This window comes from Sphingobacteriales bacterium (assembly GCA_016700115.1).
Taxonomy (GTDB): Bacteria; Bacteroidota; Bacteroidia; order Chitinophagales; family UBA2359; genus UBA2359.
In genome coordinates, this window is sequence record CP064999.1 from 17,162 (window position 1) to 31,006 (window position 13,845).

A 13,845-nucleotide genomic window follows, 5' to 3' on the forward strand; every position below is an offset into this window, starting at 1 on the left:
TCTAATGGAATTTGGCGTTGAATTTGATTTAATACTTCCCAATTATCTAGTTAACGAGGAGAAAGCTCGATTAAGAGATGCTTTAAAGCAGTTTACAGTTGATAAAAAAGGCAAAGAAATTGACTATACCGATTTCTATAAAACCTATGGACATGCATATTTTATGCAATCAGATTTAGTCAAAGAAATCAGAATGTCATTTTGGAATGAAGAAAGTTCTGTTTTTGAAAAGGCCTATCCTGATGCCATTATTATATCAAATACCTGTGATATTAGTTTTGGAAACAAACACAATATAAATTCTAAACAGTGCTTATTTGCTCCTCTGATTGATTTTAACGAATACATTCATGATTTAACTGCTTCGGGCTATGAAAAGGACAAATTGGATCAATTCATCCAATCAGTCAAGGCGCAGTTAGTAACCAATCTTTTTTATCTACCACTGTTTCATGATGACCAAAAAGAATTTGTTGTCATTCTCGACAATTTATTTTGGTTTCCAGCGAATGAGCTAAACTCATATATTGATAATATTCAGGAAAATAGAATTACATCACTTAGCCATTTTGGGTACTATCTTTTTATATTGAAGTTGTCCTATCACCTTTGCCGTTTGCCTGAACAGTGTGACAGAGAAGTCCTTATTTAGGTATAAGGAACGTGTAAAAGATAAGGTAGACAGGTACAGGGAATGTAACGATAAACCTGTCCATGTTAAGATTTACACTTCCTAACCTATAGTAGAATTGTCGAGCAAGGTTTTTTTAAGCTAACTTTTTTAAAAAAAATCGTTAATTTATGTATATAAGTTTGTAATTACCTCGTATAACCTCCAATTCAAAATTCAGAATGACCACGTATGAAATAATATCAGTTTTCTAAAGGAGGATTCAGATAGTGGTGAAATAATTGCTTTTTAATTATGTCCGTTTTTCGACTTTGTCAAAACTTGTGTAACATCGAACATCTATTACTCACCGTATTGCATTAAGTACATTTTTTTGGTATGCAATTTGTCAAATCAAAAATATATTGATTTCTTATACTTTTATGCTATTTACCACTCAATACTGAAATGCTTTTTGCCTATTTCGTAGTTCTACCCTGATTGTTTAGCCGAATAGAATAAGCTTAGAAATGGCAAAGCTCATTCAAAACCCTTGCTTACAGTGAAAAAAACTCCTCCAATTCCTACACATACGTTCGAAACTGAAAAACAGGAACAGACATCTCAAACAACCTTTATGATGGTAGATTGGGGCGGCCCCCGCAAAGTAATACACACTCCCCACCGCCATTCGTTTAATGAGTTAATCTTTATTCTTGAAGGTGGCGGAAGGCATGAAATTGATTTTTATGATTACCCGTTACAAACATATTCTGTTCATTTTGTAAAATCGGCACAAGTACACCTTATAGACCGAACAGACTTTGCGCAAGGTTGCAGCCTGTTGTTTTTCGAAGATTTTTTACATAACATTCGGCAAAATGCCGACCTGCAGCAAATCCCGTTTTTTCAAATACCTGCCCATCCCCTAGTGCAACTTGACAAGGAGACATTTGAACAAATAAAGCCCATTTTAGCAAATATTAAAACAGAATCAGCTACACCTGAACCTCAACCCCGTTCATCTATCGAGTTAATTCGGGCTTATTGTCAGGTAATATTTCTGATTATTGGAAAGGCTTATCAAGCACTGCCTCAACCCCCAGTTCAAAAACCACAGGATAACTTAGTGCACCAATTTGTACAACTCATTGACCTCCATTTTGCAGAACATCTTAATTTGGAACAATATGCCTTAAAATTGCAATTATCTGCCAATTACCTTGGCGAACTTTGCAAAAGACAAACAGGTAAAACCGCCCACCAATTGATTCAAGATCGTGTCTTACTCGAAGCAAAACGACTATTGTGTTATAGTGAGTTATCTATAAAGTCCATAGCTTACAAACTCAATTTTGCAGATACTTCTTATTTTTCCCGCTTTTTTAAGAAACATACTCATGTTTCGCCCGCCGAATACCGGCAATCATCAGCAATTAGGTAAAAAGTACCACTTTTACCGTGTTTTGTGCATTGATAGCACGCTAAGTCTAATCTACCTTTGCAATGAGGAGAGATTGATTGACACACTAAAAATTAATTGCAAAATGAAATCACTACTTTTTACAGGGCTAATGGCAGTTTTGTTGTTTAAAACAGCGCTGTCGCAAAGCAATGCCTATCAACCAATGCTGAATAGCGATGCCTTTTGGCGCATCGGGGAGTTTTCATGCGGCATTTTTATGTCTGATATTCAAGTAACTTCGCAAGATACAAGCATAGACGGGCAATTGTATAAAATCGTAACCCAAAATTATGAATGGGACGGACCAAGTAACCAACTGTATATTAGGGAAGATGTGAATACCCGAAGGGTTTATCGCTACTCGCTCAATTTGCAAGCCGAACTGCTTATATATGATTTTAGCCTGAATCAGGGCGACAGTTTTGACTTAGCTGTAGAAAGTTGGGATAACACCGTAATTACATATCCCCATATAATTGACTCGATTGGGCAAGTGCAACTTCAAAATGGTTTATGGTACAGACATTTTTTCCTTACCCGGCAAGCTACCCCCGAAGACCCAAGCACGTATGCTTATTCGTGGATTGAAGGGTTAGGCTGCGACTCGCTTCCGGTGTTTAACTATGTCCCTTATCCATGGTATTCTACCCTGCTTTGCCACAAATTAAAGGGAGAAATACTCTGGAACGTTGCACTATGGGGAAATTATTACTGCGATGATGCTATTTTGTCTGATACGCCGTCAGATAACAATAGCCTGACATCAAATACCGGTTTGGCTATCCGTATTATGCCCAACCCCTCTAATGATTTTTGGCTCATTGATATAGGAACCAATCCAACCAACCAAGATATCCTTCGTCTGTATAGCTTAGATGGGCAACATATTAAAGACTTTCCCACGCAAGGACAGCAAACATTGATAGAGAACCATCAACTTGCGGCAGGCATTTACATTTTGCAGTTGGTTACAGGCAACCCAAATGAAACGGTAAGTTTCAGATTGGTAAAAGGCAACTAAAACATGGTTTGGTAATGAATACAAATCAAACAACTATTGACTTGTAACCAAACAAATAGTATGTGGATTGACAGGCAGTGCCTTTTCCACGTTGCATTTAGCAAGCTAATATCATGGCATTGCATCGGTAAAAAGCGAAACAAAGCGGTTTAAGCAGCCTAAAAAATTGTTGCGGAGCTTATAAATACAAATTCAGGCTCATAAACCCCTAAGCATAAAAAGGCGATGTTTATCAGCGGAAAGAGGGGGATTCGAACCCCCGGTACCTATTACTAAGTACACCTGATTTCGAGTCAGGACCGTTCAACCACTCCGGCACCTTTCCAAAATATTCGTGCAAAATAACTAAACATTTGCCAAAGTTAAAGACAAGACAGGTTTTTTAAATAATCATCCCTGCAGCTACTGTTTCGTTGGTGGATTCGTCAATCAATATGAGGCTGCCGGTGGTTCTGTTGCGCCGGTAACTGTCATAAAAAAGAGGTTGTGTGGTGCGGATAGCAATGCGGGCGATGTCGTTCATGCCGATTTCATCCACGTTTTCAATCCGGTGGAGGGTGTTGATGTTTACCTTATACCTGATTTCTTTAACAACACACCGGGCATCTTTGGTGGTATGTTTTAAAGAATATTTGCCGTTCAACACCAATGGTTTTTTACTCAGCCAGCAAATCATCAGTTCAATATCCTGACCAACGTTTGGAACGTTGTTTGACCGCACAAGCATATCACCCCTGCTGATATCAATATCATCCTGAACGCGGATTGTTACCGACATTGGGGCGAAGGCTTCTTCTAATTCGCCGTCCAAGGTGTCTATTGAGGTAATTATGGAAGTAAAACCGGAAGGGAGTACCATGACTTCGTCGCCGGGTTTAAAAATACCTCCGGCAATCCGGCCTGCATATCCGCGGTAGTCGTGGTAGGCATCAGAATTAGGACGAATTACATATTGCACCGGAAAACGGCAATCAATACGGTTGAAATCACCGGCAATATGTACGTTTTCCAACTGATAGAGCAATGTGGGGCCTTCGTACCATGGCATATTTTTTGAACGATCCACGATATTGTCGCCTTTCAGTGCGCTGATTGGGATATACTGAATATCGGTTGTTTGCAGTTTGGTAGAAAAGTTTTCAAACTCAGTACGGATATTTGAAAAAACTTCCTGACTAAAGTTGACCAAATCCATTTTATTGACACAAACTATGATGTGTGGGATGCGGAGCAGGGAAGCAATAAACAAATGACGGCGGCTTTGTTCGACCATTCCATGCCGGGCATCGGCAAGCACAATGGCCAAATTTGCGGTCGAAGCTCCGGTAACCATATTTCGGGTATATTGTATATGGCCGGGAGTATCAGCTATGATAAACTTTCGTTTGGAAGTTGAAAAGTAACGATAAGCAACATCTATGGTAATGCCCTGTTCGCGTTCTGCTTTAAGCCCGTCTGTCAATAAGGCAAGATTTACATATTCTTCTCCTCTTAGTTCGCTCGTTTTTTTGATGGCTTCATATTGGTCGTCAAGGATGAGTTTACTGTCAAACAACAACCGCCCTATAAGGGTGCTTTTACCGTCGTCCACACTGCCCGCAGTAGTAAACCGCAGTAAATCTAAATTGATATAATTAGTCAGGTCCATTCGTGTTTCGATATTAAAAGTTAGATACAAAATAAAAACCCGGTTTAGCACTGTGTGAAACCGGAGCAAATAGATTGGGCAACAGACATTGAGTTATCACTCATCCTGCATTTAACTTTCTTAATTTAAAAATATCCTTCGCGTTTACGGTCTTCCATTGAGGTTTCGGAGCGTTTGTCGTCAGCTCTTCCTCCTCGTTCAGTGATTCGGGCAGTAGCGATTTCAGCAATAATTTCTTCCAGTGTGGTGGCAATGGATTCTATTGCTCCTGTGCTGGTCATATCGCCGATGGTTCTGAACCGGACGATTTTTTCTACCGGTTTTTCTCCTTCTATGATTGGCAAGTAAGGCGATGCAGAAAGTAACACCCCCTGACGTTTAACGCAAAGCCTTTTATGAGAGAAATACAGGTTAGGAATGTCAATTTGTTCCCGCCAGATATATTGCCAAATATCCAGTTCTGTCCAGTTGCTCAGAGGAAACACTCTGAAATGTTCCCCTTCGTTTTTTCTGCTGTTAAAGAGGTTCCACAATTCGGGGCGTTGATTTTTAGGGTCCCACTGTCCGAACTCGTCCCTGTGTGAAAAGAAACGTTCTTTGGTACGGGCTTTTTCTTCATCGCGTCTTGCACCGCCAAGGGCGGCATCAAATCCATATTTTTCTATAGTTTCCAATAAAGTAACCGTCTGAAGTCTTATCCGGCTGGCACTCAGTCCGGTTTCCTCTTTGGCACTTCCTTTCAGAATAGATTCCTGAACACTGCCGATAATGAGTTTTACCCCTAATTTTTCAATCAACTTATCGCGAAATGCAAGCGTTTCGGGAAAGTTGTGGCCGGTATCTATATGGATTAGCGGGAATGGGATGCGCGCCGGATAAAAAGCTTTTCGGGCAAGATGGGTCATCACGATAGAATCTTTACCGCCGGAAAACAACAGCGCAGGTTTGGCAAATTGTGCCGCCACCTCGCGAAGTACGTAGATAGATTCGGATTCTAATTCTTTGAGGTGGTTAATTTTATAAACAGGCATTGAGCTTGAATCTTGGTGAAAAGTAGTTTTGCGCATTTTGGGGTGCAAAGATAAGGGTTTTGTATATGCCAAGTGTGCTAAACACTAAATCAGTAGTATCACCGGTTCTTTGAATGGGCAGACAACCTCTTTTTGCAATGATTTAGGCTGCGGTTTTTGAATAGATAAGATGAAACTATGCTCCGGTTATTATTCAAATCCGGTTCAGGAAAATGAAAAAAAATTCAAAACCTGAACGATAACTTTGTCCTGGTCATCTTTGCTCAGGTTGGTAGAACACGGCAGGCTAAGGCATTGCTCAAATAGTTGTCCGGAAATGTCTTCGGTTGTTATGTATAAATTTTTGGCAAACATCACTAACCGGTTCATGGGTGTCCACAAAGGGCGGGTTTCAATATTTTGGGTCTTCAGGTAATCCAGCAACTTGCGGCGGTCAGGGACTTTTATGGTGTAAAGCCAATTGTTGGGAACTGTGTTTTTAGTAACCGATTGGGATATAATTTCCGGTGAAGATTTAAAAGCCTGATTGTATAAGTTGGCTATTTCTTTTTTTCGGGCAATAAATACCGGCATTTGTTCTAATTGCGCAAGTCCCATAGCTGCGAGAAGGTTTACCAACCGGTAATTATAACCTGTTTCATCGTGGATATATTCCACCGGGTCGGTTTTGGCTTGTGTACTGATATGTTTGGCCCGTTTTGCCAGCCCGGGATCTGAGGTAACCAACATCCCCCCTCCCCCAGTAGTCATAATTTTATTGCCATTGAAACTGAAACATCCGACCTTGCCGAAAGTGCCGGCGTGTTGCCCGCTGTAATAACTTCCCAACGCTTCAGTACTGTCTTCAATGATGGTGAGATGATAGGTTGCCGCCAACCGAAGCAGATGCTCCATATTGACCATATTCCCCAAAACATGTACGGGCATGATGGCTTTGATTCGTTGTCCGGTTGGTTTGTGGAAGCAGTTTAGTTGTCTGATTTCGGTTTGTTCCTTTAGAAATGTTTCTAAAAGAGCAGTGTCCATTTGCCAGGTATCGGCATCTACATCTATCAGTAAAGGCTCTGCTCCCGTATAGACGATGCTGTTCAGGGTTGCTGCAAAGGTAATATTGGGAACAATGATCAAATCGTTGCGCTCTATGCCGGTTAAGATTAAAGCAATATGCAGCGCAGAGGTACCGCTTGACATACTGACTGCAAAAGGAGCGCCAACATAAGCTGCAAACTCCTGTTCAAAACGATTGACATAGCTACCGGCAGAGGACACCCAGTTGGTATCTAAACAATCTTTGATATACTTCCATTCATTGCCTCCAAGGTTGGGAATGCATAATGGGATCATGGTTTGGCTTTTTTAATTGTTTAGAAGAGATCTGTAAAAACATAGATTGAACCAATAACCGGGTGAGATTATTGGTTTTCGTCAGAATAGTCGTAAAACCCTTTTCCTTTTTTTCTGCCCCAATGCCCGGCCTCGACTTTTTGTTGTTGAATACGACTTGGCCGGAATTTGCCATCGTAATGAAATGACTCAAACATAGATTTGGTTACCGCATAATTGGTATCTACTCCAATCAAATCCATCAATCTGAAAGGTCCCATCTTAAATCCCGAAGCCTCACAGAGGTCGTCAATGGTAGTCAAATCGGCTGCGTTTTCCTCCAGAATTTTCAGGGCTTCGACATAATAATGTCGGGCAACACGGTTGACAATAAAACCGGGAGAGTCCTTAGCCATCACCGGGGTTTTACCCAACTGAACAGCAAGATCCCGCGTAACGGATACCACCTCCGGAGAAGTTTCAATTCCCGAAACTACTTCAACCAGCTTCATTAAATGGGCTGGGTTGAAAAAGTGCATTCCCACAATCCTTTGAGGATGGGGTAGTTTAGCAGCAAGCCGAGTAATAGGGATGGATGAAGTATTGGAAGCGAGAATGGTATTGGGAGTATTCTGGTCGGCTACCTGTAACAAGGCTTCTAACTTGATATTGAGGTCTTCTACAATGGCTTCAATAATAAAATCGGCTTTCAGGTCGGCAAAATAGCTGCTGGTTTGTATTCTTTTCAGAATTTCGGATTTTGCAGTTTCACTGAGCTTACCGCGTTTAACAGTACCGGCCATGTTTTTTTCAATGGCATCTATTGCTCTTGGAAGGGCAGAAGGTTCGACATCAAACAAGATAGTTTGGTAGCCTGCTGCTGCACAAATCTGCGCAATACCACTGCCCATTACTCCGGCACCAATCACAGCTATTTTCTTAATATTGTTCATTTGCATGAAGAAGTATGCGTGGGGTTAAATTAATTATCAGGGTTGAATCAAATTTACCAGGCAGCGTTGAACTGACGCAAAAACCGCAAATCGTTTTCAAAAAACAACCGGATATCGTTGATTTGGTATTTAAGCATCGTAATGCGTTCTATTCCCATGCCAAAGGCAAATCCTGTATAGCGTTTGCTATCAATGCCACACATATCCAACACTGCCGGGTCCACCATTCCACAACCCAAAATCTCTACCCATCCGCTGTGTTTGCAGATATTACAGCCCGAGCCTTTGCATATAAAACAGGATATATCCATCTCAGCAGAAGGTTCGGTAAACGGGAAATAAGACGGGCGAAGGCGGATGCTGGTGTCTTGTCCGAACAGTTCGCGGGCAAAATAGATAAGGGTTTGTTTTAGGTCTGCAAATGACACATTTTCGTCAATATACAGTCCTTCTACCTGATGAAACTGGCAATGCGCCCGCGCCGAAATGGTTTCGTTCCGGTAAACCCTTCCCGGTGAAATTATTCTGATGGGGGGTTGTTGGTTTTCCATCACCCGAACCTGAACCGTGCTGGTTTGGCTTCTCAACAAGACGGATGGATTGGTTTGTATGTAAAAGGTGTCCTGCATATCCCGGGACGGGTGGTCATCAGGCGTGTTGAGTGCGGTAAAGTTGTGCCAATCGTCTTCTATTTCGGGGCCTTCGGCAATAACAAATCCGATTCGCTCGAAGATTCGGTTAATTTCATTGCGCATCAATGATAATGGATGACGACCGCCTAAAGGGAACTGAATAGCAGGACGGGTCAGGTCTTGGGTCTTTTCAGCATGAGTAGTTGTAGTATTTGCCAATGCGTCTTTCATTGCTTCCCACTTTTCTTCAGCGGCTTGTTTTACATTATTGGCAGCCTGACCAAAATCCCGTTTGAGGTCATTAGGTACATCCTTTATACTGCCCATCAGGCTTTTTACTTTTCCTTTTGACCCGAGAAAAGTTATTCTGAACTTTTCTGCTTCATCGGCTGTCGTTATGTTCACAGACTTAATCTCTTCCAGCAATTGGGCTATATAGCTAAAAATATCTCCTTTCTGTTCCATAAATCATCAAATTATCTGTAAGTTTAACCCTGTATTATTGTTCCTTTGTGCTTTAATTTTTGTTCGGGCGGTAAAATTAGTTACTATTACACAATCTTTATTCATTTCCGTCAATTTATGGAAAGTAAACAAATACAAGTTAATGGCATTACCCTTCATTGCATGACTGAAGGAGCCGGTAAATTGATGATATTACTGCACGGTTTTCCCGAATTCTGGTATTCCTGGAGAAAGCAGATTCCGGTACTTGCTCAACATTTTAAAGTGGTTGCTCCCGATATGCGGGGCTATCACCGGAGCGACAAACCCAAAGGGGTATATCATTACCGGCCGGAAGCACTGGTAAATGATGTGCGGGACCTTATTAAAGCTTTTGGTCAGGAAAAGGCTATCATAGTCGGACATGACTGGGGAGGTGCCGTAGCCTGGTGGTTTGCTTCGTTGTATCCTGAAATGACCGAAAAGCTGATTGTGCTCAATATGCCACATCCGGCAGAAATGAAAAAACAGTTGTGGCGAAATTTTACCCAACTCAAAAAAAGCTGGTATGTTTTTTTCTTTCAACTGCCTTATTTACCTGAACAATATCTGAGCCGCAATCCTAAAAAGTTTTTCAAACAGGCGTTGCGGGGTTGGAGTATCAACAAAGAAGCATTCTCCAACGACGATATTGACCAATATGTCAAGGCTTTCCCGCTTCCATCAGACTTTACCGCACCTATCAACTATTATCGCGCCGGAGCCAGGTATCCTGTCAGGGCAAACGGGCGTAAACCTGTCAAAGTTTCTGCTCCTACCCTGCTCATCTTTGGTGAAGACGACAAAGCACTTGGAAAGGAACTGACTTACAACACGCAACATTATTGCAGCGGTATTCTAAAGATGGAATATATTCCCAATTGCAGTCATTGGGTGCAACACGAACATCCCGACAAGGTAAATCAATTGATTCTCGATTTTACGCTTTAACCGAATATGTCAGACCTTTTGCTCACCGATTCGTATCACCGGACTCACGATTACCTGCGTATTTCGCTTACAGATAATTGCAATTTCAGATGCACTTATTGTATGCCGCAGGAAAATATGCAGTTTATGCCGGCAGCACATCTGATGCAGCGAGGTGAAATAGAACAGATTGCCAAGGTTTTTGTGGAGTTGGGAGTAAAGAAAATCAGGTTTACCGGAGGTGAGCCGTTGGTAAGAAAAGATGCAGCCAACATTATAGCCGACATCGCAAAACTTAACACCGAGTTGACGATAACAACCAACGGTACAAGAGTGGATCAATTTATCGAAACGTTCAAACACGCAGGAATCCGGTCGGTCAATGTCAGTCTTGACACCTTAGACAAAGACCGGTTTTTTTTACTGACCAGAAGAAATGAGTTTGAAAGAGTTTTAGACAATATTTACTTGCTCCTTGATGAAGGGTTTCACGTTAAGGTGAATATGGTAGTGATGAATGGTGTAAACGATATTGAAATACCCCGTTTTGTTGCATGGACAGAAGAATTGCCTGTCCATGTCCGTTTTATTGAGTTTATGCCATTTAGCGGCAATCAATGGATGGGGCATAAGGTGTTTACCTTCGCACAAATGCTCGAACTTATCGGTCAATATTATCCGTTTGTTCCGCTGAATAACCACCCAAACGATACTGCAAAAAAATTTAAAGTTCCGCATCATAAAGGGACATTTGCAGTAATCAGCACCATTACCCAACCTTTTTGTGCCAACTGCAACCGGATGCGTCTGACGGCTGACGGGAAAATGAAGAACTGTTTGTTTTCTAAATCGGAGGCCGACATATTGGGTGCATTGCGAAAAGGCGAAGATATCGTTCCCATTATCAGGCAATGTCTGTCGGAGAAAGAAGCAGAACGCGGCGGGCAATTTAACGCCACTTTTGAACTTTTAGATGCAGGATTGATGACCAACAGGAGCATGATAAATATAGGAGGTTGAAAGTTAAAAGTTAAAAGTGAAAAGTGAAAAGTGAAAAATATGTGGAATCTACGGAATAAAGTGAAACCCTGAAAGGGTTGAATATGAATAACCGTATGTGAAACCTACGGAATAAAGGTAGAATATAAATAACCGTATGTGAAACCTACGGAATAAAGGTAGAATATAAATAACCGTTTGTGAAACCTGTGGAATAAAGGTAGAATATATATAACCGTGTGTGAAACCTGTGGAATAAAGGTAGAATATATATAACCGTGTGTGAAACCTACGGAATAAATCATGTGAACCCTTGGAAAAAGTTAAAAAATTCATTCTTCATAACCGAAAATACGATGAGAATTAATCCACACGAGTTCCATTACGGTGTTATCGGTGCAGGAAGTTTTGGCACCGCTGTATCTAATATCTTAGCCGAAAATGGAAAAGTTTTGCTGTTTACCCGTCAGCAAAGCGTTTTCGAGGATATTAAAAGACTTAGAACTAACCGAAACCAAACCATGCACGACAATGTCGAGCCGATTACCGACATTGCTCAGTTTTGCGAACAATGCCGGCTGATTTTTCCGGTTGTCCCTTCAAGTGGATTTAGGATTCTGATGAAACAGTTTGCCCCTTATTTACAACCCCATCATATCCTTATTCACGGCACTAAAGGTTTTAATCTCCATACACCCGAAAGTGATGACTTACCGGTAAATCAGCCTGTTCCTCGCGAATATATTCATACGATGACCGAAATTATTCTACAAGAAACCGTAGTATTGCGTGTGGGATGTATTTCGGGACCCAATCTTGCCAAAGAAATTGCACAAGGGCAACCCGCCGCAACAGTGATTGCAAGCCGGTTTGCCGAGGTAATTGAACAGGGACGGGAAGCACTAAAAAGTCCGAGGTTTAAGGTTTATGGAAGTTATGATGTTACCGGCGTGGAATGTGCCGGAGTTTTAAAAAACATTATGGCCATTGCATCCGGTATTTTGAACGGTTTAGGTTTGGGTGAAAATGCAAAGGCCATGTTAATTTCGCGGGGTTTGGGCGAAATGATTAAAATTGGAAAGGCTTTAGGAGCGGATTCTTCATCTTTTTTTGGAATAGCCGGCATTGGCGATTTGGTGGCAACCTGTTCCAGCAATCTGAGCCGGAACTTTACAGTCGGATATCGCCTTGCTTCAGGAGAAAACTTAGCCGATATATTGGCGACAATGAGCGAAGTCGCCGAAGGAATCAATACGGTAAAATTGGCTAAAGGGGTTAGTTTATATTATAATCTCGAAACCCCTATTGTAGAAGCTCTGTACCAAACCCTTTACAACAACCAATCCATAGAAAAAAGCCTGAACTACCTGATGAACTATGCTTTTGACAAAGATGCAGACTTTTTAAGTGAAAAGTGAAAAACTAAAAGTGAAAAGTGAAACCAAGAAAACCTAAAAGGGTGAATGTGAATTGTCAATTACAAAAAACCCTGAAAGGGTTGAAGGTGAATAGCCATATATGAAACCTACGGGAAAATGGTTGAAAAATAAATTGTTAAACTACGGGCTAAAACTACAACGCATAGTAAAAATGACTTCCTCTTTCCTTGACCTTTAACCATTTTCTGTTAAAATGAAAACCTACCGGATAATAGGACTGATGTCCGGCACATCACTCGATGGATTAGATATTGCCGATTGCACCTTCAGCTACTACCGGAAGCGTTGGCGATACCGGATTCATCACGCAACCTGTATTGAATATTCAGACGAATGGCGGGAACGACTCGCCACGCTAATTGACAAAGACCTGACCACCTATCTGGCCACCGATGCCGAATATGGAGTTTACCTCGGCACCTTAGTCAATCAGTTTATTGAAGCGCATAACCTTGCCGGAAAAATTCAGATCATTGCATCCCATGGTCAGACCATCATTCACCGCCCCGACCTGCATTTTTCAGCTCAAATTGGCAACGGGGCGGCTATTGCCGAAACCACCAAATTGCCCGTTATCTGCAACCTTCGTGCAAACGATATTGCTGCCGGTGGACAGGGTGCTCCGGTAGTGCCTTTTACCGACCTCCACTTGTTCCTAAAACATCGCTTTTGTCTTAATCTGGGAGGCATAGCCAATATTTCCTGCAAATTGACCGGCAACCGGATCATAGGTTATGATATTTGCCCGAATAACCTGATTTTAAACAACCTCGCCCATCAACTCGGTTATCCTTATGACAACGGGGGTAATTTGGCTGCTGCCGGAAATATAGATTCAGGATTACTCGATGCACTCAACGGATTGCCATATTACCGGCAACCCTACCCAAAATCGCTCGATGCCAGATTTGTCCCACAAATACTGATGCCCCTTTTGCTCAACTTCCGGTTGCCTGTTCAGGATAAACTGAGAACCATTGTAGAACATATCGCCATACAAACCGGCCTTCAGACAACGCTGATTAACCAACAGGAAAGCATTGACCCTCAAACTCAAAACTCCATGCTGATTACCGGAGGCGGTGCTTTCAACACTTTTCTGATTAGCCGCATCGCCACATTTTCCGGCTGTAACATAATTGTTCCGGACAGCCTCACTATTAACTACAAAGAAGCACTTGCTATGGCTTTTATGGCTGTTTTAAGGTTACAATGCCAACCCAACTGCCTGAGTTCTGTTACCGGCGCAACACATAACACAGTGGGCGGATGTGTTTATTATGCTTCGCAATAAGTTTTGAGTGCCCGCTA

Annotated in this window: 12 protein-coding genes and 1 tRNA gene; 7 read left to right on the forward strand and 6 right to left on the reverse strand. The window is 41.7% G+C overall.

Features of this window, described 5'->3' with window-relative positions:
• Positions 1 to 4: 4 nt before the first annotated feature.
• The 3 genes from IPM47_00090 (at position 5) to IPM47_00100 (ending at position 3,096) form a co-directional block, all read left to right on the forward strand.
• A complete protein-coding gene (locus tag IPM47_00090) occupies positions 5 to 652 on the forward strand; it encodes a hypothetical protein (protein ID QQS29392.1) in 648 nt (215 codons plus the stop codon).
• Between the two features lie 520 nt (positions 653 to 1,172).
• Complete coding sequence (locus tag IPM47_00095; protein ID QQS29393.1) at positions 1,173 to 2,054, forward strand: helix-turn-helix domain-containing protein; 882 nt, start codon at positions 1,173 to 1,175, stop codon at positions 2,052 to 2,054.
• A gap of 103 nt (positions 2,055 to 2,157) precedes the next feature.
• Positions 2,158 to 3,096 (forward strand): T9SS type A sorting domain-containing protein, encoded by a 939-nt coding sequence (locus IPM47_00100; GenBank protein ID QQS29394.1) that lies wholly within the window; start codon positions 2,158 to 2,160, stop codon positions 3,094 to 3,096.
• 236 nt (positions 3,097 to 3,332) lie between these two features.
• On the opposite strand, the gene IPM47_00105 is transcribed toward IPM47_00100, so the two are convergent.
• The 6 genes from IPM47_00105 to pheS form a co-directional block, all read right to left on the reverse strand.
• Positions 3,333 to 3,421: transfer RNA gene (locus tag IPM47_00105), tRNA-Ser, on the reverse strand.
• Positions 3,422 to 3,478: 57 nt separating this feature from the next.
• Positions 3,479 to 4,744: a sulfate adenylyltransferase subunit CysN gene (gene cysN / locus IPM47_00110; protein QQS31349.1), complete on the reverse strand. Its 1,266-nt coding sequence runs from the start codon at positions 4,742 to 4,744 to the stop codon at positions 3,479 to 3,481.
• Between the two features lie 125 nt (positions 4,745 to 4,869).
• Positions 4,870 to 5,775 carry a sulfate adenylyltransferase subunit CysD gene (gene cysD, locus IPM47_00115; GenBank protein ID QQS29395.1) on the reverse strand — a complete coding sequence of 302 codons (906 nt, stop codon included), beginning with the start codon at positions 5,773 to 5,775 and terminating at the stop codon, positions 4,870 to 4,872.
• Between the two features lie 204 nt (positions 5,776 to 5,979).
• Positions 5,980 to 7,119: a LegC family aminotransferase gene (locus tag IPM47_00120; protein QQS29396.1), complete on the reverse strand. Its 1,140-nt coding sequence runs from the start codon at positions 7,117 to 7,119 to the stop codon at positions 5,980 to 5,982.
• Positions 7,120 to 7,187: 68 nt separating this feature from the next.
• Positions 7,188 to 8,057, reverse strand: coding sequence for a 3-hydroxybutyryl-CoA dehydrogenase (locus IPM47_00125; protein QQS29397.1), 870 nt, complete (start codon positions 8,055 to 8,057; stop codon positions 7,188 to 7,190).
• Between the two features lie 47 nt (positions 8,058 to 8,104).
• Positions 8,105 to 9,148: a phenylalanine--tRNA ligase subunit alpha gene (pheS, locus tag IPM47_00130; protein ID QQS29398.1), complete on the reverse strand. Its 1,044-nt coding sequence runs from the start codon at positions 9,146 to 9,148 to the stop codon at positions 8,105 to 8,107.
• A gap of 117 nt (positions 9,149 to 9,265) precedes the next feature.
• On the opposite strand from pheS, the gene IPM47_00135 reads away from it, so the two are divergent.
• The 4 genes from IPM47_00135 to IPM47_00150 all read left to right on the forward strand — a co-directional run bounded on the left by IPM47_00135 (position 9,266) and on the right by IPM47_00150 (position 13,828).
• Positions 9,266 to 10,117 (forward strand): alpha/beta hydrolase, encoded by an 852-nt coding sequence (locus tag IPM47_00135; protein ID QQS29399.1) that lies wholly within the window; start codon positions 9,266 to 9,268, stop codon positions 10,115 to 10,117.
• A gap of 18 nt (positions 10,118 to 10,135) precedes the next feature.
• The gene (moaA, locus tag IPM47_00140; protein ID QQS31350.1) at positions 10,136 to 11,116 is read left to right on the forward strand and encodes a GTP 3',8-cyclase MoaA; all 981 of its coding nucleotides are present in this window, start codon (positions 10,136 to 10,138) and stop codon (positions 11,114 to 11,116) included.
• A 335-nt stretch (positions 11,117 to 11,451) separates the two neighbouring features.
• Positions 11,452 to 12,513 carry an NAD(P)-dependent glycerol-3-phosphate dehydrogenase gene (locus IPM47_00145; protein QQS29400.1) on the forward strand — a complete coding sequence of 354 codons (1,062 nt, stop codon included), beginning with the start codon at positions 11,452 to 11,454 and terminating at the stop codon, positions 12,511 to 12,513.
• Between the two features lie 214 nt (positions 12,514 to 12,727).
• The gene (locus IPM47_00150) at positions 12,728 to 13,828 is read left to right on the forward strand and encodes an anhydro-N-acetylmuramic acid kinase (GenBank protein QQS29401.1); all 1,101 of its coding nucleotides are present in this window, start codon (positions 12,728 to 12,730) and stop codon (positions 13,826 to 13,828) included.
• Positions 13,829 to 13,845: the final 17 nt, after the last annotated feature.